Annotated in this window: 24 protein-coding genes and 1 pseudogene; 10 read left to right on the forward strand and 15 right to left on the reverse strand. The window is 41.8% G+C overall.

Features of this window, described 5'->3' with window-relative positions; genetic code table 11:
• Nucleotides 1–2: 2 nt before the first annotated feature.
• Complete coding sequence (locus ACDG22_RS12070; protein WP_370858892.1) at nucleotides 3–1,640, reverse strand: energy transducer TonB; 1,638 nt, start codon at nucleotides 1,638–1,640, stop codon at nucleotides 3–5.
• A 96-nt stretch (nucleotides 1,641–1,736) separates the two neighbouring features.
• Here ACDG22_RS12070 and ACDG22_RS12075 point away from each other — a divergent pair, with 96 nt between their 5' ends.
• Nucleotides 1,737–2,123, forward strand: coding sequence for an ISAon1 family transposase N-terminal region protein (locus ACDG22_RS12075; RefSeq protein ID WP_007565224.1), 387 nt, complete (start codon nucleotides 1,737–1,739; stop codon nucleotides 2,121–2,123).
• Nucleotides 2,089–3,081, forward strand: coding sequence for an ISAon1 family transposase (locus tag ACDG22_RS12080; protein ID WP_155162804.1), 993 nt, complete (start codon nucleotides 2,089–2,091; stop codon nucleotides 3,079–3,081). Before ACDG22_RS12075 ends, ACDG22_RS12080 begins: the two co-directional genes overlap by 35 nt.
• A 4-nt stretch (nucleotides 3,082–3,085) precedes the next feature.
• Here ACDG22_RS12080 and ACDG22_RS12085 read toward each other — a convergent pair whose 3' ends face one another.
• Both ACDG22_RS12085 and ACDG22_RS12090 read right to left on the reverse strand, forming a co-directional pair.
• Complete coding sequence (locus ACDG22_RS12085; RefSeq protein ID WP_370858893.1) at nucleotides 3,086–3,442, reverse strand: hypothetical protein; 357 nt, start codon at nucleotides 3,440–3,442, stop codon at nucleotides 3,086–3,088.
• Nucleotides 3,443–4,482: 1,040 nt separating this feature from the next.
• Entirely contained in the window at nucleotides 4,483–4,767 is a 285-nt protein-coding gene (locus tag ACDG22_RS12090) for a hypothetical protein (protein ID WP_007570445.1), read from the reverse strand.
• 86 nt (nucleotides 4,768–4,853) lie between these two features.
• Here ACDG22_RS12090 and ACDG22_RS12095 point away from each other — a divergent pair, with 86 nt between their 5' ends.
• The 4 genes from ACDG22_RS12095 to ACDG22_RS12110 are packed head-to-tail and all read left to right on the forward strand — an operon-like array spanning nucleotide 4,854 to nucleotide 6,869.
• On the forward strand, nucleotides 4,854–5,036 hold the full coding sequence (locus tag ACDG22_RS12095) for a hypothetical protein (RefSeq protein ID WP_260401338.1): 183 nt from the start codon (nucleotides 4,854–4,856) through the stop codon (nucleotides 5,034–5,036).
• 48 nt (nucleotides 5,037–5,084) lie between these two features.
• Nucleotides 5,085–5,648: a hypothetical protein gene (locus ACDG22_RS12100; protein WP_148315594.1), complete on the forward strand. Its 564-nt coding sequence runs from the start codon at nucleotides 5,085–5,087 to the stop codon at nucleotides 5,646–5,648.
• 26 nt (nucleotides 5,649–5,674) lie between these two features.
• On the forward strand, nucleotides 5,675–6,262 hold the full coding sequence (locus tag ACDG22_RS12105; protein WP_177591882.1) for a hypothetical protein: 588 nt from the start codon (nucleotides 5,675–5,677) through the stop codon (nucleotides 6,260–6,262).
• A 46-nt stretch (nucleotides 6,263–6,308) separates the two neighbouring features.
• Nucleotides 6,309–6,869: a hypothetical protein gene (locus ACDG22_RS12110; protein ID WP_227994610.1), complete on the forward strand. Its 561-nt coding sequence runs from the start codon at nucleotides 6,309–6,311 to the stop codon at nucleotides 6,867–6,869.
• Nucleotides 6,870–7,577: 708 nt separating this feature from the next.
• Here the strand turns inward: ACDG22_RS12110 and ACDG22_RS12115 are convergent.
• Both ACDG22_RS12115 and lipB read right to left on the reverse strand, forming a co-directional pair.
• A pseudogene (locus tag ACDG22_RS12115) lies at nucleotides 7,578–7,865 on the reverse strand (site-specific integrase); the annotation flags it as partial.
• A 349-nt stretch (nucleotides 7,866–8,214) separates the two neighbouring features.
• Complete coding sequence (gene lipB / locus ACDG22_RS12120) at nucleotides 8,215–8,910, reverse strand: lipoyl(octanoyl) transferase LipB (RefSeq protein WP_007570457.1); 696 nt, start codon at nucleotides 8,908–8,910, stop codon at nucleotides 8,215–8,217.
• A 169-nt stretch (nucleotides 8,911–9,079) separates the two neighbouring features.
• Here lipB and ACDG22_RS12125 point away from each other — a divergent pair, with 169 nt between their 5' ends.
• From ACDG22_RS12125 to gcvP, 4 genes are all read left to right on the forward strand, one after another.
• On the forward strand, nucleotides 9,080–9,928 hold the full coding sequence (locus ACDG22_RS12125; protein ID WP_022125674.1) for a DUF3298 and DUF4163 domain-containing protein: 849 nt from the start codon (nucleotides 9,080–9,082) through the stop codon (nucleotides 9,926–9,928).
• A 12-nt stretch (nucleotides 9,929–9,940) separates the two neighbouring features.
• A complete protein-coding gene (gene rsmG, locus ACDG22_RS12130; protein ID WP_007570461.1) occupies nucleotides 9,941–10,567 on the forward strand; it encodes a 16S rRNA (guanine(527)-N(7))-methyltransferase RsmG in 627 nt (208 codons plus the stop codon).
• A gap of 17 nt (nucleotides 10,568–10,584) precedes the next feature.
• The gene (locus tag ACDG22_RS12135; RefSeq protein WP_007570463.1) at nucleotides 10,585–11,223 is read left to right on the forward strand and encodes an MBL fold metallo-hydrolase; all 639 of its coding nucleotides are present in this window, start codon (nucleotides 10,585–10,587) and stop codon (nucleotides 11,221–11,223) included.
• Nucleotides 11,224–11,325: 102 nt separating this feature from the next.
• Complete coding sequence (gcvP, locus tag ACDG22_RS12140; protein WP_270243205.1) at nucleotides 11,326–14,175, forward strand: aminomethyl-transferring glycine dehydrogenase; 2,850 nt, start codon at nucleotides 11,326–11,328, stop codon at nucleotides 14,173–14,175.
• 73 nt (nucleotides 14,176–14,248) lie between these two features.
• Here gcvP and ACDG22_RS12145 read toward each other — a convergent pair whose 3' ends face one another.
• From ACDG22_RS12145 to ACDG22_RS12190, 10 genes are all read right to left on the reverse strand, one after another.
• The gene (locus ACDG22_RS12145; RefSeq protein ID WP_118484716.1) at nucleotides 14,249–15,127 is read right to left on the reverse strand and encodes a F0F1 ATP synthase subunit gamma; all 879 of its coding nucleotides are present in this window, start codon (nucleotides 15,125–15,127) and stop codon (nucleotides 14,249–14,251) included.
• Between the two features lie 5 nt (nucleotides 15,128–15,132).
• The gene (gene atpA / locus ACDG22_RS12150; RefSeq protein WP_007570470.1) at nucleotides 15,133–16,725 is read right to left on the reverse strand and encodes a F0F1 ATP synthase subunit alpha; all 1,593 of its coding nucleotides are present in this window, start codon (nucleotides 16,723–16,725) and stop codon (nucleotides 15,133–15,135) included.
• A 51-nt stretch (nucleotides 16,726–16,776) separates the two neighbouring features.
• Nucleotides 16,777–17,331, reverse strand: coding sequence for a F0F1 ATP synthase subunit delta (locus ACDG22_RS12155; RefSeq protein WP_118484718.1), 555 nt, complete (start codon nucleotides 17,329–17,331; stop codon nucleotides 16,777–16,779).
• Nucleotides 17,332–17,337: 6 nt separating this feature from the next.
• Entirely contained in the window at nucleotides 17,338–17,841 is a 504-nt protein-coding gene (atpF, locus tag ACDG22_RS12160) for a F0F1 ATP synthase subunit B (protein ID WP_022125370.1), read from the reverse strand.
• 12 nt (nucleotides 17,842–17,853) lie between these two features.
• Nucleotides 17,854–18,108: an ATP synthase F0 subunit C gene (gene atpE / locus ACDG22_RS12165; RefSeq protein ID WP_007558852.1), complete on the reverse strand. Its 255-nt coding sequence runs from the start codon at nucleotides 18,106–18,108 to the stop codon at nucleotides 17,854–17,856.
• 51 nt (nucleotides 18,109–18,159) lie between these two features.
• On the reverse strand, nucleotides 18,160–19,251 hold the full coding sequence (atpB, locus tag ACDG22_RS12170) for a F0F1 ATP synthase subunit A (RefSeq protein WP_370858894.1): 1,092 nt from the start codon (nucleotides 19,249–19,251) through the stop codon (nucleotides 18,160–18,162).
• A 474-nt stretch (nucleotides 19,252–19,725) separates the two neighbouring features.
• Nucleotides 19,726–19,971: an ATP synthase F1 subunit epsilon gene (gene atpC, locus ACDG22_RS12175; protein WP_007570480.1), complete on the reverse strand. Its 246-nt coding sequence runs from the start codon at nucleotides 19,969–19,971 to the stop codon at nucleotides 19,726–19,728.
• A 17-nt stretch (nucleotides 19,972–19,988) separates the two neighbouring features.
• Complete coding sequence (gene atpD, locus ACDG22_RS12180) at nucleotides 19,989–21,515, reverse strand: F0F1 ATP synthase subunit beta (RefSeq protein WP_007570482.1); 1,527 nt, start codon at nucleotides 21,513–21,515, stop codon at nucleotides 19,989–19,991.
• Nucleotides 21,516–21,828: 313 nt separating this feature from the next.
• Nucleotides 21,829–22,239: a secondary thiamine-phosphate synthase enzyme YjbQ gene (locus ACDG22_RS12185; protein ID WP_022125368.1), complete on the reverse strand. Its 411-nt coding sequence runs from the start codon at nucleotides 22,237–22,239 to the stop codon at nucleotides 21,829–21,831.
• Nucleotides 22,240–22,253: 14 nt separating this feature from the next.
• Complete coding sequence (locus ACDG22_RS12190; protein ID WP_370858895.1) at nucleotides 22,254–23,441, reverse strand: ABC transporter permease; 1,188 nt, start codon at nucleotides 23,439–23,441, stop codon at nucleotides 22,254–22,256.
• Nucleotide 23,442 lies beyond the last annotated feature (1 nt).

The raw sequence follows: 23,442 nt of genomic DNA on the forward strand, positions 1-23,442 counted from the left end.
CATTAGAATAATACAGGAATAATGGCAACGGATGCGACGCATTTTCCGTCATATTTTGCCGGCATGAACCGCATGCGGTAGATGCAATCCGTTACAATTTCGCTCAAAGCCGGATGCGGCGAACTTGTAATTTCCACTTTGCTGACAGCACCATCTGCCTCAATTACCACCGTAGCCATCACCTTACCCGTAATGTTCTGCCCGGCAACTTCTTGTGGGAGTGTAAGCATCTGCGACAGTTCGGCACTTAATTCACTTTGAGAGCCAGTTTCTATATTAAGCGGAATGGCAGGCTGGAATCCGGTTTCGGACAAGTCTATTGTCTCCGTATCTTTTTCATATAAATGCCAGTCAATGGCATTGCGCCCCTTGGTCAGTGTCCGGGCATATTCGACACCCATTTTCAAATGTCCCTCCAGATAATCCCTGAAACCTTCAAGCACCCGGTCCTTATCAAGCCGCAATCCGCTGGCCGTTTGTTTTTCAGGAATATCCCACTCGGCACCGGCCCTGTATATTTCAACGGCATCCATTCCGTTCATAAAGACATAACCATAAACTACATTTTGTCTGTATGCTTTGTTCAATTCTGCTTTGATGGCTTTGTTCATAAGACATATCGAGTCGCAGTCCTGACACAGAATCGCATTTTTAAAACGTTCCGTTATATCCATGGCACTCCTCAGTCCGTCTCCAAAAGCGGCCATGATGGCAGGACTGTTACCCCGGGAAAGTAGCATTGCATCAAACTCCTCTCTGTGAGTTTCTCCTATAAACCACTTATATTCCATAATCCAGCCAGCCTGTGCTACTCCCACTGCATACGAAATCATATCATTAGGTGCCAGCAAGGCATTCCGTTCGTCGGGTGTAAGCTTCATGTTGTCTTTCAGTTTGTGGATGCCGTCCGGGGCCGCAGGAGAATCAAATTTTGCAATTGCCGAAGCCAGGGCTTCTGATTGGGTGATGTCATTGCTTGCTGTGGCGGTATCTATCCACTCTGGAAGAATAAGGGCATCGTCGGCATGCTCTTGACACAGGAAATAAGGTCTGTTGTGATTTGCGATGTCGTAATAGCGTTCTTTCTCTCCATCGAAAAAAGAAAACCATTTATCAGATAAGGTGTAATAGTGCCGGGATATCTCATTTTCAGAAGCGATATGCTTCCTTACCTGTTTCAGCACATCGGAAATTGCGGCATCGATATAATCCAGTTCCGGATAAGGATTTGTTGAGTATGCTCCCATAAGGGCTCCGTTGCGGAAGCAGATCCTTTCCATTCCGGTACTCTCTGCAATGCCCCGCAATTGTTTCCGGAGAGAGGAATAGTCTTTTAGAACGATTTCTTTCCAATGCTTTACGCCAAAGTCATAGCCGGCGTGGATATACGGGGCGTACTCTTTCCTGTAAGTTTTCACCTTGACGGATTTTCGGGCGAGCCTATCATAGGCGGTGATATAGCATAAACTGTACACGATAGGATCCAGTACATCAATTTTGTCTCCCGGTTGTGGGAATTGTACCTTGGATGCCGCTTTCTTTTCAGTCGCCATATTCCATACCGTATCCTTTGTCACCTTTATATCAGGCTCCTCTTCGGTTATCCGGTTCGTATTCTGAGCTCCGGCTGACAATACCATGCCTGAGAACAATGCTATGAATGCTGTTTTTTTGGGTCAGTAGAAATTTAGTGGGGATTATTTTTTATACTCGTAAAGTATTGCTTACTTCGCATTATGAAAAACGATTATTTGAATATGCTAGCCAGCCTCGTGTTGCCGGCTCAGATATTAGATTACTTTCTTATCTCTGGAGTTGAACAAACCTCTCAAGAGATTCATATTAGTCTGGATGAAAAGATGAATTCCAAGTTAAGCAATGACGAACATTTTGAATCCAAAGGTTTTATGGAAGCTGTTAATGTGACAGACTTTCCCATACGGGACCATAAGGTAATCCTCAAGATCAGACGTCGTCGTTGGACGGACTTGCGCACAGGTAAAAGTTTCAGTATTCCCATCGACCTCGATGTTGTAGCCAAGGGAACCAGATACTCCAAAGAATTTGGGGCTTTTTTAAAAGAAACGTATGGAGACATCCCCAGTGACCTGCCGTACGCTTGAGGAATTCTATCATATAGATGGTCATACATTTGAAAAACAGTACAAGGAGGTTCTCAGCGGATATCGTAATTGGGAACAGTTATCCCATGCCGGTGAATGGATGCTGTTTCCGGAAAATATGGGACCGTATCTGGCGATTGACGAGACCTCACTCTCCAACGGTGAACTTTACACCTTTGTAACCAACCGTGATGCCTGTACGAGAGAGTGCTCCCTGGTAGCTGTCGTGGCAGGAACTAAATCAGAGGATGTAATAGCTGTACTGCAACGAATTGACGAGGAAAGCCGTTATGCCGTTAAAGAAGTGACACTTGACCTTTCAGACTCCATGCGCAAGATTGTACGGACTGCATTTCCTGAAGCCAGCCGTGTGATAGACCGTTTTCACATTCAGAGATTAGCTTGTGATGCTGTGCAGGAATTACGCATCAAACACCGTTGGGATGCCATACAGCAGGCCAATGAGGAAATGGAAGAAGCTAAGCGGAAGAACGAAGATTATGTCCCATACCGATATTCCAATGGCGATACCCGTAGGGAATTACTTATACGCTCCCGGTATCTGCTTTTCAAGTCAGCTGATAAATGGACAGAAAAACAGAAGCAAAGGGCAGCAATCCTATTTGAGGAATACCCTGACATCAAAAAGGCATACGGTTTGTGCCATTCCCTGCGGATGATTTTCTCTAAGAACACCATAAAGGACGCTGCACGTCTGGCTATGGCACGATGGTATAATAAAGTAGAAGAAGCAGGGATGCATTCTTTTAATGTCATTGCTGCTACTTTCTATGAGCACTATGATGAAATACTGAATTTCTACAACCATCGTTCTTCAAATGCGATGGCAGAATCGTTCAATGCAAAAATTAAACTGTTCAGAGCAAATCTAAGAGGAGTAGCTGATAAGAAGTTCTTTTTATTCCGCATTGCGAAGCTATATGCGTATCCCCACTAAATTTCTACTGACCCGTTTTTTTCATAGCAGATTTTACAGGATAAGACACCTTGATATCATTCCAAAGGTGATTGTATAATTTATATATTGCGAGAATCTGATTATTCAGGATAGAGAATGGAAAAGAGAAGTAGGAAAACACTTGGTTAGCAAAGGTACAGTTCGGCAAACGCAAAATAGTGAAAAGCCATCCTTTCATGGCTATATATCCGACCGATGCCTTTTGCCGGTAATAAGAGCCGGGATTCGTCAGATAATTTTTCTTCTCCCAATCACAGAGATTGGGGATAAAGCCGGTTTTGACTTTCGGTGGAGGACTCTCACCCCAAGCGTTTTTTATTATAGCAATTACGTTTTTCATAATCTTATCCGTTTTTTCTGCGTAAAAATAGCTATATTCTATATATGAGAGTTATGAATGCTGATAAATTTTACGGATTTCTGTTCATATCCGTCAATTATCCAACACACATGGATTCCCTTATTGAAAATTGACATTCGGACTGTTCCGATTTTCGCCATCGGACTTGAATGCCACACTATCTGACAAGAAAGTGTGGAGCCGGTTTACTTATTTGTATTAGAGGTTCTGGTAAAACCCGGAAGCAAATAAATGAAAACAGTACCCCACACCTATATCGCATGTCATTCGCATACGGATACATGTGACAAGTGTTACTGCTCAGCCCTGCTTCCATTTTGAAATTTACCAGATTTCTAATACAAGGTGTTAGCGAAACACATCAGCTATATATGTCAGTCGCTTGCACGACTGTACAAAGATAGAAAATGTTTTCGGATAAGCAGCATCGGGGTACTGTTATTTTGCAAAAATACAAGTGAAGCATAAAAAATCCTATACAATTTCTGATTTAAATATCGGAAAACTGTTCACTTTCTGTTTTTTTTTACCTGATGAATAATTTTCTTTAATTTATGATACACAGATATGCTCCGGAGTCGCATCAATATATCAATTTGCTAATGAAATATTACAGACTTATTTCTTTACTATTTTTCTTTGATAAGGAAATCCACCTTCAAGGGTACATCGTAAAATCTTTTGTGGTCGTAGAAATGCAGGTATATTGAATCCCATTCAAAAAAATTATCTATTCCATCCGAATATCATTCCCATAAGGCATAGTACAAAAAATGTATATGTTGCCATAGTTTCGGTGCGTGTTTTTTGTACTTGTGTATCAGTAAAGTATCTTTTTATACAAATACAATGTTAATAAACATGTTTTCGTCTTTTTTTATTTTCACATACTGATAGATATTTTTTTCGTTTTATATTTGTAATGTTCGTTAGTAGGATATGGCAATATTGCTTCAATAATTTCGGACGAGTGAATAAATCCATTGATTCTTTAACCAATTTATGCTTATATGAACAAATTACTCCTTTTTTTCATAATCATATTCTGTTTTGGTTGTGTATCTGACAGAAACATAGTGTCTGTCAGGCAGGTGGAAAGCGACAGTTATGTTGTGTTGAGAATGCGTAATGACAGAGCGCACATCCACAGCATACTGTACCCGGTATCTTTTGAATTCAGGAAGAATGTCAAAAAAATCTATTTTATTGTGAAAACTCGTACTTTGCGAAGAATGATGAGCTGTGCCCCGGAACAGCAGGATGTTACCTGAAGCCGTATGACGGGGACGAGAATCTGAAATCATCGTACAAAAAATTCTGCGGAACCATAAAGTATGTCGTTGACAAGGACGATACCTTGAAAAATATTATGTCGGAATACTACCGGGTTATGCTCGAAGAGAAGAAGGATACGATATACATACCGCTGGAGATATTTAAGGAAAAGCACGGTGAACTGATAAGGGAGTATCTTGACGGAGACTCGATATACCTGCATTTCCACGACCACAAAAGATTCTACGATATACCCTTGAAAATGGAATTCCTTGAATTTGAAGGAATGGGAAAATAATGGAGATATGAATCTGGAAAATCTTATATCGTATAAAAATCAATTCGCATGAAAATCTTATATGTTTCTACATTGATGCTTCTTGCCGGTTGTATGTCCGGAAAAGACATTGTAGCAGTTCGACAGGTGAAAAGACCAGACAAAGCCGTAATCCTCAGATTATGCGATGATAAAACAGCTATCCACAGCCTGCTGTATCCGTTGTCCTATGAAATGAAAAAAAACAAGGATATGGACATTCGTTATCTTGACAATACATTCATGTTTCATGACATAAGACTCAGTTCCGGAACCGGAGGATGCTATCTGGCACCTCAAGACGGCAATAAGAATCTATCTCAATCGTACAAGAACTTTGACGGAGTCATAAAATACATTATAGAAGATAACGGTGCAATAAAGGAACGGCTGGATAAATATTATAAGAAAATGCTTTCAGAAAGGAAAGATACTGCCCATATACCACTGGAATATTTTGATGACAAATTTAATGATGTGATAAAGAACTTCTTTGACGGAGATTCGATATGTCTGCATTTCAGAAAAAGTAAAGAGTTGTATAACATACCACTAAAGGTCTCCTTCGGCCAGAAGCTCCTATCGACAGAATAATAGAATACAAAAAAAATAACAAAATAATGATGAAGACAACTTACATGAAATATATAGGATATGCAATAACGGCAGTAGTCCTGCTGTTGTATGGGTGTGTTTCGGAAAGGGATACAGTGTCAGTAAGACAGGTTGTGAGTGAAAGGCCTATAATATTGAGAATAAAAAAAGACAAGACTACTGTTTTCAGCCTATCATATCCTGTAACTTTTATGTTCAAGAAGAACGACAGAAAAGACATTTGTTATGCAGAGAACTCTTATTCATTTCGTAACAAGGAACTTAGTTCAGGTACAGCAGCCTGCTACCTGGTACCAAATGATGAAGACAATTATCTGACTTCATCATACAGAGCATTTGATGGTTCTATACTATATATCATTGACAAAAATGATATCATACAAAAATGTTTGTCAGGATACTATAACAGAATGGTCAGTGAAAAGAAAGATACTATGCATGTTTCACTGAAATATTTCAACAACAACTTTAGAAATATAATAGATAATTTTTTTGAAGGGGATTCAATGTGCCTGCATTTCAGAAAAAGTAAAGAGTGGCATGATATTCCACTGAAGGTTTCCTTCAGACAGAAACTCCTATCGACAGAATAATAGAATACAAAAAAACAATAACAAAATAATGATGAAAACAACTCACATGAAATATATGGGATATGCAATAGCGGCAGCAGTCCTGCTGTTGTACGGGTGTGTTTCGGAAAGGGATACAGTGTCGGTAAGGCAGGTGGAAAGCAAAGCCTTCATAGTATTAAGGGCAGGAGAAGGAAGGAAAAATATATTCAGCCTGAAATATCCGCTTGCCTTTGAATTCAGAAAGAATGTCCGCAGAAAAATATATTATTTTGATAGTTCGTACTTTGCGAAGAATGATGAACTGTGTCCCGGAACCGGTGAGTGCAGAATCGAGGCAAATGACAATGACGAATATCTGACTGATAAATACAAAAAATTCGAGGGAAACGTATTATATACAATTGAAGGAAACGATACAATGCAAAGAACCTTATCAGAGTATTGCCGGGCTATGCTTGAAGAGAAAAAGGATACGATACACATACCGCTGGAGATATTTAAGGAAAAGCACGGTGAGCTGATAAGGGAGTATCTTGACGGAGACTCGATATACCTGCATTTCCACGACCACAAAAGATTTTACGATGTACTCTTGAAGGTGGATTTCCTTATCAAAGAAAAATAGTAAAGATATAAGTCTGTAATATTTCATTAGCAAATTGATATATTGATGCGACTCCGGAGCATATCTTGGGGTAAACGGTTTGGCGGCGGTAGCCGTTAAACCGTTTGGTTTTCGTTTAACGAAAACACAACTTGCTGTCCGCAGGAGCGGACCACGTTTATCCAATAATTATTGTGTACAAGCCCGTTGTATGGCTATTCTCCTGCGATTTACGGGACATTTCCATCAGATATTTACCAGCAGCTCACCCCATTAAAAGGTGGATGTCTTGCCATAACCATGTGACTTACGCCCATAGTTCAGGAATAAGGGGACGCATATACGAGAAATCTGCCCTTTCCATACCCTATTCTCCGTTAATGGATTATTATTTCTACACATTTGCAAATGAAGAACGGGCATATAGCCGTGTACGACTTATGGTTTTTCTTCATTGTCTCCATTGATGAATTGATATTTCTACACTTCTGCAAATGGGAAATGGACATGTAACTGTATACGCCTTTTTGTTTTTTCATCGTTTCCATTAACGGATTGCTACTTATACACATCTGCAAATGGAGAATTTAATATATCTGTATCCGAAAGGGTGCGTGTTCCCTTCGTCTCCGACTATCCTTATTTTAATATCCGGCTATATTGCTATTCTGTGATAGCATTATCAGGATAGCGCATCATACGGCTATATACCAATATGGCTACACTATAGTCTGAAAAGGTGATGTCCTTCGTTTTGCGGGATTCGATGAACTGCCTGAGATTGAGCTGTGTGGTTTTCGACTGGCGGTAGGTGGAGTTAATCTCCTTGGAGCAGTTCCTAAGACGTTCGCGTTCCACCTCTTCGGCTTACAAGAGGTATTCCGACACGGAATTGGCATCTGATACAGTGGTCTTGAGCAGTTCGACCGTAACCACTCCCTGGTTCCTCAGCAGGTTCCCATATGCCTCTTCCTGTCGGTTACGGAGGGTGGTAAGGCGGGGGTTTTCTTTGACCGTTGAAAAAATCCGTTTCCGTGAAAAAAGAAAATGGATTCAAGATAAAAACTATTTAAACCAAGAAACTTTATCGGGGAAATTTTTTCTGTAGAAATTTGCTAACGTCAAGAATATCAACTACTTTTGTAACTGAAGAGTTATTTGAGGTTATGCAGAAAAGCGCAAGTAAGCGATGGATTTTCGTCACCTAATCGTTACCTGCCTATTTTCTAAGCTCCGATTACCTTTTGACAATCAAAAGGTTAAAGAAAACTACGCTATTTTTTTGAAAAAATTGTACGAACTTTCAAGCAAAATTGCTGATGTTTCTACTAATTCTTCAGCAATTTTTTCAAAAGACAACCTGATATTATTTTAAGGGCGTCATATGAACATTCAGACAGGTGTGAAGTTCGTTTTGCAATCTTTCCCGCACCTCATCCATAGCGACCTCATGACCAAGTTCTCTGGAAATGGAAGTCACACCTTTATTTATAAAGCCGCACGGATGAATATAACTGAAATAGCGTAAATCCGTATTCACGTTAAGTGCAAGTCCGTGCATCGTAATAAAATGGCTGCTGCGTACACCTATTGCACAGATTTTGCGTTCGTTCTTTGTTCCTGTGTCGAGCCACACACCGGTTGCCCCGGCTACCCTGCCCGACTCTATACCGTATGACGCACAAACTCTGATGACCGCTTCTTCCAATGCATGGATATAATCTTTCAGTCCCAACCGGAAATCTTCGAGATTCAGTATCGGGTAACAGACCAGCTGTCCCGGACCGTGGTAAGTGATATCTCCTCCGCGGTCTATATGGAATAGTTCCGCCCCAATCTGCTTCAGTTGCTCTTCACGCAGAAGCATATTGGTTTCTTTACCATGTCTGCCCAAAGTATAGACATGAGGATGCTCACAAAATATCAGACGGTTTTCACAGGTTTCGCCACTGCCACGCTGATGCACCAGTTTATCGAATAATTCTTGCTGTCGGCTCCATGCCTCACGATAGGGAATCGTTCCCCAATATTCTGTTTTCATAGCTGCTTCGTTAATGAACATTGTTCCTTTTCGGACAAACTTACATATTTTTTTATTTCCTGCCTTCCGGTTATCCGAAAATCTTTATCAAAACGACAGAAAGAACGTTCTTTTTTCATGTTTTATTCGAGAACTTGTGTTATATTTGTCGTATGAGAATGCAAAAATCAACAGACTAAAAAATAGTATCATGAAATCAACCAGAATTTTACTGCCGTCACTCATATTCGGCATTGCGGGCGGGTTTGCACTTACAGGATGTATCGAACAGAAACAAACAGCTGCTGCCGAACCAGACATGCTGCAAAAAGACACAACAGTGTACTTGCAGGAAGGAAAGGAAACTCCGTCATGCAAAATCAGCATCAGTTATGCTTATCTGAAACCGGCATCGGAGAAAGACTCCATATCACGGCTTATCAATGAAAAAATACAGGAAGAAGCTTTCGGCAAACAATATGTCAAACTGACTCCTGAAGGACTTGTATCGGCACTGGCTAATGATTTCATTAAGAATTATAATACGGATGTCAAAGAATTGTTTGAAGCTGATATGCATAACGGCATGAAGGCCGAAGATGTTCCGGCATGGTATAATTATGAATATCAGATAAAGACTGCACTGGAAGCCGGAAAAGACAGTACCGTATGGAATTATTCTGTCGTAAACTTCCAGTATACCGGAGGAGCACATCCCAATACGCTTGCCAAATATATGAATATCAATGCTCAGACCGGTAAGCTTATTACTGCCGATGATGTATTCCGCAAGGAAGATAATGCAAAAATCTGCTCACTGATCATGAAGGAACTGATAAAGGAAGTCAACAAAAAAATGGAGACCGATACCATTTCTAGCATAGAAGGGCTTCAGTCGGTAGGAATATTGCTGGATACGGATATTTATATTCCGGAGAACTTTATGCTGGGCAAAGACGGGGTCACATTCTATTATAACCGTTATGAAATAGCTCCTTATTCGGCAGGTGACTTCAGCCTGACCGTTCCCTACGATGACATTAATGTTTACTTAAAATAACCATTTGCATACATGGATATTATACTGAAATATTTTCCTGATTTAACCGAAACGCAAAAAGAACAGTTTGGCGCGCTGTACGACTTGTACACTGACTGGAACAGCAAAATCAATGTCATATCACGCAAGGATATCACAAACTTGTACGAACATCATGTGCTTCACTCGCTGGGCATTGCCAAGTTTATCCAGTTCAAGCCGGGAACACGTATCATGGACCTGGGCACGGGAGGTGGTTTTCCGGGCATACCGCTTGCCATTTTATTCCCCGACTCAACGTTTCATCTGGTAGACAGCATCGGAAAGAAAGTCAGGGTTGCAACCGAAATTGCCAATGCCATCGGACTGAAAAACGTTACGACACGCCACTGCCGCGCTGAAGAGGAAAAACAAATGTTCGACTTTGTAGTGAGCCGTGCTGTAATGCCACTGACCGATCTGTTGAAGATTATCCGCAAGAACATCAGCAAGGAACAGCATAACGCATTTCCCAACGGACTGGTTTGTCTGAAGGGAGGAGAACTTGAAAAAGAGGTTTTTCCGGTAAAGCATCAGACAATGGTAACCGAACTGAAAGATTTCTTCTCGGAAGAGTTTTTTGAAACGAAGAAGGTAGTATATGTCACTGTAAACAACTGATTAACACATAAGGACAAATGAAAATAAAACGCTTCGAATTTAATATGTTTCCCGTAAACTGTTACGTTATTTCCGACGAAACAGGGGAAGCTGCAATCATAGATGCCGGCTGTTTTTTTCCGGAAGAGCAACAGATGCTGAAACAGTATATTGCCGACAACAAGTTGACAGTAAAGCATTTGCTGAATACTCATCTGCATCTGGACCACGTTTTTGGCAATCCTTTCATTCTGCGTGAATTTGGATTGAAAGCCGAAGCGTGCCAACTCGACGAGTTTCTGCTGGCAAAATTGCCCGACCAGTGCCGCATGTTCGGCTTCAGCCCGAATGAAGCCCCGGTAGGACTGGGACACTACATCGAAGACGGAGAAATAATACGCTTCGGACATACGGAATTACAAGCCATACATGTTCCGGGACATTCACCCGGAGGCATGGTATATTACTGTAAGGCAGATGCTTGCCTGTTCAGCGGTGACGTACTGTTTCAGGGAAGCATAGGACGTGCCGATTTGGAAGGAGGAGATTTCAACGAACTGATAGAACAGATTTCGTGCCGGTTGCTGACTCTGCCGGATGAAACACTGGTGTATCCGGGACACGGAGAACCGACTAGTATCGGAAAAGAAAAAATGGAAAATCCGTTCTTCAAATAGAAACATTATCCTGAATAACATAAAAAACGTACCGGCATTTTACTACAAATGCGGTACGTTTTCGAACCTGAATACTTTTACCTTTATTAATACCTTAAAATCATGAAAACAGATGTTTTTGCCAATCGCCATATTGGCATTACCGAGAACGATCTTCCCAAAATGCTGGAAAGAATAGGAGTAAAGACATTAGACGAATTGATTGATAAGACCATTCCTGAGAAAATCCGGCTAAAAGCTCAGTTGAATCTGCCTCCTGCCATGACAGAACGGAAGTTTGCCGAACATATCGGGAAACTGGCTTCTATGAACAAGATATATAAATCGTATATCGGTACTGGCTGGTACGATTCGATTACTCCGGCTGTCATCCAACGCAATGTTTTCGAGAATCCGGTATGGTACACTTCATACACTCCTTATCAGACAGAAATATCGCAGGGACGTCTGGAGGCTTTGCTTAATTTCCAGACGGTAGTAAGCGACCTTACCGCTATGCCGCTGGCAAACTGCTCGCTGCTGGACGAAGCAACGGCCGCTGCCGAAGCCGCTACAATGATGCTGGCACTGAGAAGCCGTGCACAACAGAAAGCGGGAGCCAACACACTGTTTGTCGACCGTGAGATATTCCCTCAAAACCTTGCAGTAATACGTACACGTGCTATTCCTCAGGGAATAGAGGTGAAAGTGGGTGACTATAAGGAACTGGAATTTACACCCGACGTGTTTGGCTGTATCGTACAATATCCGAACAACAGCGGTAATATAGAAGATTACCGTGAGTTTACCGAACGTGCCCATGCAGCTGGTTGTAAAGTTGCGGTAGACGCGGATATCATGAGCCTTGCGTTATTGGTTCCTCCCGGCGAATGGGGAGCTGATATCGTATTCGGAAGCACACAGCGCCTCGGTATTCCGATGTTCTACGGTGGTCCTTCGGCCGCTTATTTCGCAACGCGTGATGAATATAAACGGAACATACCGGGACGTATCATCGGACTGTCAAAGGATAAATACGGAAAGATTTGTTACCGTATGGCTTTGCAGACTCGCGAACAGCATATCAAGCGCGAAAAGGCTACATCGAATATCTGTACGGCACAGGCTCTGCTGGCTACCATGGCTGGCTTCTATGCTGTCTACCACGGTGCTGAAGGAATAAAGGATATCGCCAAACGTATTCACAGTATTGCCAACTGGCTCAACAAACAGTTGCTCCGTCTGGGATATATAGAACGTAACTCGCTGTTCTTCGACACACTCCGTCTGGGATTGCCCGATCATGTTTCGGCACAGAAACTGCGCACAATAGCATTAAGCAAGGAAGTAAATCTGCGGTATTTTGAAAATGGAGATGTAGGCTTCAGCATCGACGAAGCTACTACCGTGGCAGATGCGAACCTGCTGCTGATGATTTTCGGTATTGCTGCCGAAGAGCCTGTACATGAGATAGATGACATCCCTGAATCGTCGTCACTGAACAGAGAACTGCGACGCCGGTCGTCGTATCTGACTCATGAGGTATTCAACCGTTACCATACCGAAACGGAAATGATGCGCTATATCAAACGTCTGGAACGTAAGGATATTTCACTCGCCCACTCCATGATTTCACTGGGCTCGTGTACGATGAAACTGAATGCTGCTTCGGAAATGCTTCCTTTAAGCAATGCTTCGTGGATGAACATGCATCCGCTGGTTCCGGAAGATCAGGCACAAGGCTACCGTACACTGATAGAAAATCTCTCGCAGCAGCTTATGACGATCACTGGATTCGAAGGTATCACGCTTCAGCCTAACTCAGGGGCTGCCGGAGAATATACGGGACTTCGCATCATCCGCAGCTATCTGGAAAGCATCGGACAAGGACATCGTAACCTGATTCTTATCCCAGCTTCGGCACACGGAACAAATCCGGCTTCTGCTGTTCAGGCTGGCTACGAAACATTGACTTGTGCCTGCGACGAACGGGGTAATGTGGATGTGGAAGATCTCCGTCAGAAAGCAGAAGAGCATAAGGATCAGCTTGCCGCTCTGATGATTACTTATCCTTCCACTCACGGTATCTTCGAAAGTGATATTGCCGAAATATGTAAAATCATTCACCGATGCGGCGCTCAGGTATATATGGACGGCGCAAATATGAATGCACAGGTAGGACTGACAAATCCGGGAACAATTGGTGCGGATGTGTGCCATCTTAACTTGCACAAGACGTTTGCCAGCCCTCACGGTGGTGGCGGTCCAGGTGTAGGACCGGTTTGTGTAGCCAAGCATCTGATTCCTTTCTTGCCGGGACATAATCTTTTCGGAAATGAACAGAATGAGGTTTCTGCTGCTCCTTACGGCAGTGCCGGTATCTTGCCTATTACCTATGCCTATATTTGCATGATGGGAGCTGAAGGACTGGAAAGAGCCACCAAGACAGCTATACTGAATGCCAATTATCTTGCTGCTTCGCTGAACGATACATACGGTACGGTATACCGCGGAACAAACGGATTTGTAGGACATGAAATGATTCTGGAATGCCGGAAGGTTCACGAGGAAAGTGGAATTACCGAAAATGATATTGCCAAACGACTGATGGATTATGGATATCATGCTCCTACTCTCTCATTCCCTGTACATGGCACACTGATGATTGAGCCTACAGAAAGCGAAAGCTTATACGAACTGGATAATTTTATTGACACCATGCTCAGTATCTGGCACGAAATAGAGGAAGTGAAAGATGGTAAAGTTTCGAAAGAAGATAATGTACTGATCAATGCTCCACATCCGGAATATGAGGCTGTAAGTGACAACTGGCAGCATACATACAGCCGCGAAAAGGCAGTATATCCGATGGAAAGTGTACGCGAAAATAAATTCTGGATAAACGTAGCACGTGTAGATAATACGCTAGGCGACCGTAAACTGTTGCCTACCCGTTACGGAAGTTTTGACTGATCCGGCTACATAAAAAAATATCGGGATCGTCCGAAAGGATGGTCCCGATATTTTTTTATTTATGCTTTGACCGTTACGCCATCGTACCGCCGATAATATCGAGCAATTCGTTGGTAATGGCTTGCTGACGACTCTTATTGTATATCAGCGTAAGATCCTGAATCAACTCATTTGCATTATCGGTTGCAATCTGCATTGCCATCGTACGGGCAGCATGTTCTGCCGCATTCGAATCAAGCAATGCCGTATACATCTTCATACGCAATACTTTGGGCAACAATTCCTGCATCACCTTTTCTGCTGACGGTTCTACAATGTAATCGACTTGCTTACCCTTATCTTCTTCATCTGTAGCAGATGCCTGAGAGAAATTGATAGGCAGGTACGTTTCACGTGTCAGAATCTGGGTAGACGTCGATTTAAAATGATTGTACAACATTTCTACTTGCTGTATTTCATCGTTGAGGAAGCGCTCCATCAGTTCAGAAGCCAAATCGGAAGCTTCTTTGTAATTAGGCTTCCCGCTCATATGCTGATAGTCTCCCATCGGAGTCAGACCTAACTTCTTTACTGCATCGGCAACTTTACGCCCTATCGGATAGACTAAGATATTATCTTTCCCTACCTGCTGGACATATTCTTCTATCATTCCAGACAAGTGACGGATAACATTGGCATTAAAGCCGCCGCATAAGCTACTGTTCGATGCAAATACAACAATGGCAATCTTCTTCACATCACGTTTCACGACGAAAGGTGACTCCACACTAAGCTCCGAGCTCAGAAAGTTAGTAAGCATGTGATGCAGTCTTCGTTCGTAAGGAAGCATGTTCTCTATTGCCTCCTGAGCTTTATGCAGCTTCGAAGAGGCAACCATTTTCATCGCCGACGTAATTTTCAGCGTTCCGTTTATGGAGTTTATTCTTCCTTTTACTTCTTTCAGTGATGCCATGACGATTATCTTTCTTTATATTGTCCGGCTGTTTCTGCCGCAACTTTTTCAATCAATGCTGTTACTTCATCGTTAATCTTACCGCTTGCCAGTACATCGAGTACATCAGCCTGATGATTAGCACGCATATTGGTCAGGAACGTATCCTGGAACGCACGTACCTTGCTGATAGGAATATCACGCATCAAGCTGTGAGTACCACAATACAGGATGGCAATCTGCTCACCAACCGGCATAGGTGAATACTGAGGCTGGATAAGCAACTGGTTGTTTTTACGTCCACGGTCGATAGCCATTGCAGTTACCGGGTCCATATCGCTGCTGAATTTTGAGAAAGCTTCCAGTTCACGGTACTGTGCCTGGTCAATCTTTAATGTTCCGGCAACCTTCTTCATACTCTTGATCTGTGCACTACCACCTACACGAGATACCGAAATACCAACGTTAATTGCAGGACGGAATCCCTGGTTGAACAAGTCGGTTTCCAAGAATATCTGTCCGTCGGTAATAGAAATTACGTTTGTCGGGATATAAGCGGAAACGTCTCCTGCCTGTGTTTCGATAATAGGTAACGCTGTAAGTGAACCTCCGGCTTTAACCTTTCCCTTCAAGCTAGGAGGAAGGTCGTTCATCTGTTCGGCAACTTCCTGCTGGCTGATAATTTTTGCAGCACGCTCCAGCAAACGAGAGTGCAGATAGAAGATATCACCCGGATATGCTTCACGTCCAGACGGACGACGAAGAATCAAAGAAACTTCGCGGTATGCAACAGCCTGTTTTGAAAGGTCATCGTATACAACCAAAGCATGACGACCGGTATCACGGAAATATTCTCCGATAGCAGCTCCCGCAAATGGTGCAAAATACTGCATGGCAGCAGGATCGGAAGCTGTTGCAGCAACAACTACGGTATAATCCATTGCTCCCTTTTCACGCAATGCATTTACAAGGCTGGCAACAGTAGAACCTTTCTGTCCTACGGCTACATAGATACAGTATACCGGATTTCCTGCTTCATAATTGGCACGCTGGTTGATAATTGTATCGATGGCAATAGCGGTTTTTCCAGTCTGACGGTCACCGATAATCAACTCACGCTGCCCGCGTCCGATAGGAATCATCGCATCAATAGCTTTCAAACCTGTCTGTAAAGGCTCTGTTACAGGCTGACGGAAGATTACTCCCGGTGCCTTACGTTCCAGAGGCATTTCAAACAATTCGCCCCCTATCTCACCGCGTCCGTCAAGAGGTACACCCAAAGGGTCTATAACACGTCCCAACATGCTCTCACCTACATTGATAGATGCGATACGTTTGGTACGCTTTACAATCATCCCCTCCTTAATCTGGTCTGTAGGACCTAGAAGCACCGCTCCCACATTGTCCTCTTCCAGATTCATAACAGTACCCATGATACCGTTTTCAAACTGCAAAAGTTCATTAGCTTCTGCATTGCGCAAGCCGTAAATACGTGCCACACCATCGCTGACTTGCAATACCGTTCCCACCTCGTCGAACTTCAGTGAGTTGTCGATACCTTGCAACTGACGCAGCAGTACTTCTGATACTTCGCTGGGTTTTATTGTATTTTCTGGCATAATTTTTTAATTAAAATGATAAATAAAGCAGGATTTGTCCTCTTTACTTATTTAAACAATTCTTCTGTTTCTCGCAATAAACTGTTGCTTTATGCGTTTCAGCTGATTAGCAACACTCGCATCAAGACGATAACCTTCCAGTTCAATGATATATCCTCCAATCAACTCAGGATCGATATGTGTTTCCATTTCTACCTTTCCCTGGGTACGGCTTCCTACCAGCTCAACCAGATGTTTTTCCAAACGTCTGGATATAACTGCGGTAGTGAGTTTACCAACAAGGATATTTTTATCTTCGCGATACAAGTCAATATACGACCACAACATGAATTGCAAGAATTTTTCTCTTCTTTCATCGAGCACCAGATTGAAGAAGCGCATCAATTCCTGACTGACATCCTTTCCACCCGAAGCCTCACGTAACAAATCACATTTACTCTGCATGTCGAGCACTGGATTTTCTATCGCACGGCGTAAATCAGGAAGACTTACATAATGTCCGGCAAGTGTTTTTACTTCTTCATAGACCCGATCTTCTACTTTTTGCGCCTTAGCATAAGCCAATAAAGCTTTAGCATAGCGCATAGAAACAACTCCTGTATTCATGGTATGTTATTTTTTAGAAGATTCTATCATTTCGTCAAGCATACGGTCAATAAGCTCTTCCTGTTCCTTGGCATCTGCAAGTTTATTACGCATAATCTTTTCTGCAATACCGACAGAAAGTACCGCTACCTGACGGCGTATGTCACGAATCGCACTTTCTTTTTCAGTTTCAATCTGTTTTTTGATTTCAATCATCAAACGATCTCCTTCACTGATAGCACGGTTCTGAGCATCCTTTATAATGCGATCACGTGTAGCAGCAGCTTCGGCTAGAATACGAGCCTGTTCTTCGTGTGCCTGAGCAAGGATTTTTTCTCCTTCGGCCTTCACATTTGCTAATTGCTCATTAGCCTCACGCGCAGCTTTCAGCGAGTTATCAATATATGCTTTCCGGTCCTCTACCATTTTGATGATTACCGGGAAGCCGTATTTGGCAAGAATAAAAAATACGACTCCAAAAACGATAATCATCCAAAACAGTAGCCCCGGATCCGGAGTTAATAATCCCATAGGCTAATATTATTATAAGAATAATGTCAATAAACAAACTACGATGGCAATCAAGGCGACACCTTCTACCAATGCAGCTGCAATAATCATGTTCATACGCAGGTCACCTGAAGCTTCCGGCTGACGAGCAATACCTTCCATAGCCGAGCTACCAATTTTACCAATACCAATACCTGCACCCAATACAGCAATACCTGCACCAATAGCAGCACCTAATTTACTAATACCAACTCCTGCAGCAGCCTGCAATAAAACTGACAATAACATAATCTTCAAAATTTAAATGGTTATACTTTTATTTACTTTTTTATTCTATAATCAGGCTTCGTGTCCTTTTACACGCGACAATCCGATAAAGACTGCCGACAGCATCGTAAACACATACGCCTGGATGAATGCAACCAGAATTTCCAATGCATCCATAAAAATACCGAATGCTACGGCAACTACCGTCATGGAACCATTAATGACAGGTCCTACCTTTACGGTAATAAAGATGATTGCTATCAAACTTAAAATAGCAGCATGTCCAGCCATAATATTGGCAAAAAGACGAATCATCAGTGCAAACGGTTTTGTAAAGATACCAAAGAATTCAATCAAAGGCATCATCGGAACCGGAGCCTTCAACCAAGTGGGAACATCCGGCCAAAATATTTCTTTCCAATACTCCTTTGTACCAAAAATATTGGTAAACAAAAATGTTATAACTGCCAGCACAAGCGTTATGGCAATATTACCTGTAACATTTGCTCCACCTGGGAAGATAGGAATCAATCCCATCAGGTTATTTACCAGTACAAAGAAAAATGCTGTCAGCAAGTAAGGTGCATAACGTTTATAGTCTTCACCGATACATCCTTTTATGACATCATCATATATCATTAGAACAAGTGCTTCTATCATCCCAACTCCTCCTTTGGGAGCTCCCTGTTCTATCGGATGTTTCTTGTACCAACGCACACAACTCATCATGATGACAAGCAAAACTGCACTGTTGATAAATAATCCCATTACATTTTTAGTAATAGAAATGTCCAACGGACGAACTTCCTCACCAGCTTCATTGCGTTCTACGATCTTTCCATCGTATGCCCCGCCACGTGCTATATACAGTCCTTCATATTCTCCTTCTTCCAGACGAGAAGAAGAGAAAACATGCCATCCCGTACTGCTATGTACGATAACCGGCAACGGAATACTGACAACAGTATTGCCCAATGTAGCAATATGCCATTCATAAGCATCGCCGATATGTCCGAAAACCAGTTCGTTAACACTTATATCTTCCGTCTGGTTCTGTTCGGAAGAAGCAGCTACCGCCGTTGAATCAGCATTTTGCGCCATCAACATTCCTGTTGTTCCCATCAACAGAAGCAGAAACAGTGCTATGTACCGTATTTTTTTCATTGTTTACCTTTTTACTATTTTTCAGTTTCATTTCAAACCAAAGGAAAAAGCGAGTTTCAAATATCAGAAATGCAAAGAAGAAAAATATATAAGTCAACATAAAAGCAACAACTTCATGTCCGATAAAGAAAGCATATGCTATCAGTACCAAGGCACTTAAGATAAATTTCAAAACTTTGCATGACAAATAACACATTACCAGTTTTTCCAGTCCCATGCGATAGTAGAACGAAAACATAGCTATGTAAAATAAGCCAAACAGATAAAAGAATATCGGGATTGAAGGGAACCATAGAAAATACCTGTCTGGTATGAACATATGATACACTACAGCTACTAAAGCCGTTAACACGACCCCAATTAGAGTCAACTCTCTGATAAACTTTTTTCTGATGGTTAACAAAAACATAGTATAGTGCAGTTTTTCTAAAAAACTACCAAAAACGTTTAAGTTCTACGCCTGTATTACTTTTCTCAAAGTTCTACACAGACTGAAATCTGATTATTGTTTATGTCGGCAAATCCTCCTGCAATTTGTAATGACTGAGTTTCTGCCCCTGACGTATAACTTATTTTACCCGCTACAAGTGAAGAAATAATAGGTGCATGATTTGTCAACACCTGAAATTCCCCCATTTCTCCCGGAAGAGTTACTTGCGAAACTTTTCCGTCGAACAACATGCGTTCGGGTGAAACGATAACTAAATGCATTTCCTTCATAATTCGTTGAGTTTTCTTTACCCTTTGGCAGCTTCAAGCAATTTCTTTCCTTTCTCGATTGCGTCTTCTATCGTACCTACATTCAGGAAGGCCTGTTCAGGCAGATAGTCAACCTCACCGTCCAGAATCATCTTGAATCCCTTGATAGTATCTTCTATAGAAACCATAACTCCCGGAACTCCTGTAAACTGTTCGGCTACGGCAAACGGTTGAGAAAGGAATCGCTGTACTCGACGAGCACGGTTCACAGTCAGACGATCTTCATCCGAAAGTTCATCCATACCCAAAATAGAAATAATATCCTGCAACTCCTTATTACGCTGAAGAATCTGCTTTACACGCTGAGCTGTTTCGTAATGGTCTTTACCGACAATTAACGGATCCAGAATACGAGAAGTCGATTCCAACGGATCTACTGCCGGATATATTCCCAGCTCTGTAATCTTACGGCTCAATACAGTAGTAGCATCCAAGTGCGTAAAAGTAGTAGCCGGAGCAGGGTCGGTCAAGTCATCGGCAGGAACATATACAGCCTGAACAGAAGTAATAGAACCATTCTTGGTAGAAGTGATTCGTTCCTGCATCTGTCCCATTTCTGTAGCCAGTGTAGGCTGATAACCTACGGCCGACGGCATACGTCCGAGCAAAGCTGAAACCTCAGAACCAGCCTGAGTAAAACGGAATATATTGTCAATAAAGAAAAGAATATCACGTGGACCATTCTCACCAGTCTGGCGGTCACGGAAAGATTCTGCAAGTGTCAATCCAGACAATGCAACAGACTGACGTGCGCCAGGAGGTTCATTCATCTGTCCGAACACCATTGCAACCTGCGATTTCTCTACTTCAGAATAATCTACTTTCGACAAGTCCCAGTTTCCTTCTTCCATGCTCTTCAGAAACTCATCGCCGTAGCGGATAACTCCAGATTCAATCATTTCACGAAGCAGGTCGTTACCCTCACGAGTACGTTCTCCTACACCGGCAAAGACTGAGAAACCGTTGTGCTTTTTGGCAATATTGTTAATCAACTCTTTGATAAGTACGGTTTTTCCAACTCCCGCACCACCAAACAATCCAATTTTACCTCCTTTCAGATAAGGTTCCAAAAGGTCGATAACCTTAATACCCGTAAAAAGGACTTCCTGCGTAGTAGCTAGATCTTCAAATTTAGGCGGTTCGCGGTGGATAGGAAAACCTCCTGTCTTATCCAGTTCCTTCATACCGTCTATCGTTTCACCGACTACGTTCATTACTCGTCCTTTAATTTGAGGACCAACAGGCATTGTAATAGCCTGTCCGGTAAGCATGACTTCCATTCCGCGCTGCAACCCGTCTGTACTGTCCATCGCAACGGTACGCACAGTATCTTCACCGATATGTTGCTGAACTTCCACTACCAAGATACGACCATCATGTCTTTTAATGGTCATAGCATCGTGAATTTTCGGCAAAGCATGTTCTGCATCCACACCGTCGAATTTAAACCGAACATCGACAACCGGACCGATTACCTGCGAAATGTGTCCAACGATTTTTGACATAAGCTTAATCTTTTATTGTATAATTAAAAGTTCTTTTAATAGTCCTGAAAAATCTACTTTTTAGTCTTTATCAAAATAGTTTAATGTTTAACTATTCGGTATGGCAAATTTATACAATAATCTGCCAACAGTGTACTCCTATGTAACATTTTTTAGCCGTAAAACTATGTTTCCTGACACAAATCAAGCGTTTTTGAACATATCATTTTACAGTATAAGACATCTATAAACATTTATTCACATACAGACGTACCAATAAATTTTTCTTTGTTTCCCGACAATTAGTAAACAAACGAACTATATCCGAACACTCCTATCCCATAATTGTAGCTACAATCCGACGAGGACCGCCATAATCACGAAACTCACAAAGATAAATACCCTGCCAAGTTCCCAGATTCAGTTTTCCTCCAGTAACAGGAATAGTAAGCGAAACTCCAGTCAAGCTACATTTTGCATGACTGGGCATGTCGTCACTTCCCTCATCTGTATGCTGATAATAACTTTCATTTTCACGAACTAAACGATTATAAATCTGTTCCATATCACTACGCACTGAAGGATCATAATTTTCATTAATACTGAGTGCACAACTAGTATGTTTCACAAAAAGATTTACCAGTCCGGTTGCAGGCAACGCAGATAAGTGCGACATCACTTCCTCTGTAATCAAATGGAAACCTCTTCGACGAGGTTTTAAAGAAAATTCTATTTGTTGTATCATATTCATTAGCCTTTTTATTTCCGCAACCAGATAGCATTTATTTTACGACGTATAATCACAATATTCAGTACAGACACTCCTATAAAAATAATACATCCGGCAACCAGAGAAAGAATCATACTTCCCCCTCCTGCACCCGGATAAAGATTCATTATCGTATCAAGATATAGAGATCTTACAGACATAACAACAACACAGCCCAGTAACAATACTGCCAAATTAAGAATAACAGTAAGCAACTGATACGGACGTGCTACCCGGGCAGGACTATATCCTATCAATAGTAAATTTTCGAGTTTTGTAGAATTCTTCTGCAGCAACAGATATATACTTAATATCAAAATATAGAATGAAAGCACACTGATTAGCAAACCAACAGACAACACAATACCGATAACGATTTTCAAGAACCAAGTTGCCTTACCGGCATCCAAACCGTTACCTTCTGTTTCATACCCTTTCTGCTGGAAAAACTTAGCAATCCGTTCATCTGCCGGATTGTTAACTTCTACAATCAGTCTCGAAGGTTCAGCTTTTTCTCCTGCGCCATAGGCTTCATTTGCCCAATTCATAAATGATTCGGGAACCAAAATAGTATTAAGTCTGTTTGAAAAGCCGACAATATTCCCTTTCATCTGCTTCACTTGCCCATTCCCCATTATCCGGATGTCCAGATTCATCATGCCCATTACTCCTTCCGAAAGCTGAGGAAGGTTACGGCTTTGTGCAAAACCGAAATTATACAAATTCAGATAATTACGTGGAATAATGATTGGAACAATATCCGATGCCGGATTAAAACTCCATTTATCTAACTTCACATCAACAAATTCATCTGGAACCGACTCAAAAAACATATCAGTCGACATACGTATTCCTTGCATTCCCATGCCAGCAGATACCTTAAATTGCGACGGAAGGAATCCACCCACACTCTTAGTAAACGGCTGCTCCTTTATTTCCGCAATATCACCCGCAGAAAACGTATTACTTTTTCCAACAAGAGTTCCCAACGTACTAACTTTCTTGCTGAGAATTACAAAATCTTTTTTTATAAAGCTATCGCCCTGAGTAAATATAGGTAATACATCCCGATAAAACTGAACTCCCAGCAAGACGATAATCATACCAAATAAATTAGCCAGGAAAAATCCTGCAAGCTGCGACACACTAATATGCTGTCTTAATAACTTCCAAATCATA

Source organism: Phocaeicola coprocola, assembly GCF_041333015.1.
Lineage (GTDB): Bacteria > Bacteroidota > Bacteroidia > Bacteroidales > Bacteroidaceae > Phocaeicola > Phocaeicola coprocola.

What these genes read in the sequence shown, in the direction of transcription:
- ACDG22_RS12080 (WP_155162804.1), top strand. Translation starts at nt 2,089, where the DNA reads ATGGAGACATCCCCAGTGACCTGCCGTACGCTTGAGGAATTCTATCAT.
- ACDG22_RS12135 (WP_007570463.1), top strand. Translation starts at nt 10,585, where the DNA reads ATGAAAATAAAACGCTTCGAATTTAATATGTTTCCCGTAAACTGTTAC.
- atpA (WP_007570470.1), bottom strand. Translation starts at nt 16,725, where the DNA reads ATGCCAGAAAATACAATAAAACCCAGCGAAGTATCAGAAGTACTGCTG.
- atpC (WP_007570480.1), bottom strand. Translation starts at nt 19,971, where the DNA reads ATGAAGGAAATGCATTTAGTTATCGTTTCACCCGAACGCATGTTGTTC.
- ACDG22_RS12105 (WP_177591882.1), top strand. Translation starts at nt 5,675, where the DNA reads ATGATGAAGACAACTTACATGAAATATATAGGATATGCAATAACGGCA.
- ACDG22_RS12145 (WP_118484716.1), bottom strand. Translation starts at nt 15,127, where the DNA reads ATGGCATCACTGAAAGAAGTAAAAGGAAGAATAAACTCCATAAACGGA.
- rsmG (WP_007570461.1), top strand. Translation starts at nt 9,941, where the DNA reads ATGGATATTATACTGAAATATTTTCCTGATTTAACCGAAACGCAAAAA.
- ACDG22_RS12070 (WP_370858892.1), bottom strand. Translation starts at nt 1,640, where the DNA reads ATGGTATTGTCAGCCGGAGCTCAGAATACGAACCGGATAACCGAAGAG.
- ACDG22_RS12155 (WP_118484718.1), bottom strand. Translation starts at nt 17,331, where the DNA reads ATGAATACAGGAGTTGTTTCTATGCGCTATGCTAAAGCTTTATTGGCT.
- ACDG22_RS12075 (WP_007565224.1), top strand. Translation starts at nt 1,737, where the DNA reads ATGAAAAACGATTATTTGAATATGCTAGCCAGCCTCGTGTTGCCGGCT.
- atpB (WP_370858894.1), bottom strand. Translation starts at nt 19,251, where the DNA reads ATGAAAAAAATACGGTACATAGCACTGTTTCTGCTTCTGTTGATGGGA.
- atpE (WP_007558852.1), bottom strand. Translation starts at nt 18,108, where the DNA reads ATGTTATTGTCAGTTTTATTGCAGGCTGCTGCAGGAGTTGGTATTAGT.
- ACDG22_RS12090 (WP_007570445.1), bottom strand. Translation starts at nt 4,767, where the DNA reads ATGATTTCAGATTCTCGTCCCCGTCATACGGCTTCAGGTAACATCCTG.
- ACDG22_RS12085 (WP_370858893.1), bottom strand. Translation starts at nt 3,442, where the DNA reads ATGAAAAACGTAATTGCTATAATAAAAAACGCTTGGGGTGAGAGTCCT.
- ACDG22_RS12110 (WP_227994610.1), top strand. Translation starts at nt 6,309, where the DNA reads ATGAAATATATGGGATATGCAATAGCGGCAGCAGTCCTGCTGTTGTAC.
- gcvP (WP_270243205.1), top strand. Translation starts at nt 11,326, where the DNA reads ATGAAAACAGATGTTTTTGCCAATCGCCATATTGGCATTACCGAGAAC.
- lipB (WP_007570457.1), bottom strand. Translation starts at nt 8,910, where the DNA reads ATGTTCATTAACGAAGCAGCTATGAAAACAGAATATTGGGGAACGATT.
- ACDG22_RS12185 (WP_022125368.1), bottom strand. Translation starts at nt 22,239, where the DNA reads ATGATACAACAAATAGAATTTTCTTTAAAACCTCGTCGAAGAGGTTTC.
- ACDG22_RS12125 (WP_022125674.1), top strand. Translation starts at nt 9,080, where the DNA reads ATGAAATCAACCAGAATTTTACTGCCGTCACTCATATTCGGCATTGCG.
- ACDG22_RS12100 (WP_148315594.1), top strand. Translation starts at nt 5,085, where the DNA reads ATGAAAATCTTATATGTTTCTACATTGATGCTTCTTGCCGGTTGTATG.
- ACDG22_RS12095 (WP_260401338.1), top strand. Translation starts at nt 4,854, where the DNA reads ATGCTCGAAGAGAAGAAGGATACGATATACATACCGCTGGAGATATTT.
- atpF (WP_022125370.1), bottom strand. Translation starts at nt 17,841, where the DNA reads ATGGGATTATTAACTCCGGATCCGGGGCTACTGTTTTGGATGATTATC.
- ACDG22_RS12190 (WP_370858895.1), bottom strand. Translation starts at nt 23,441, where the DNA reads ATGATTTGGAAGTTATTAAGACAGCATATTAGTGTGTCGCAGCTTGCA.
- atpD (WP_007570482.1), bottom strand. Translation starts at nt 21,515, where the DNA reads ATGTCAAAAATCGTTGGACACATTTCGCAGGTAATCGGTCCGGTTGTC.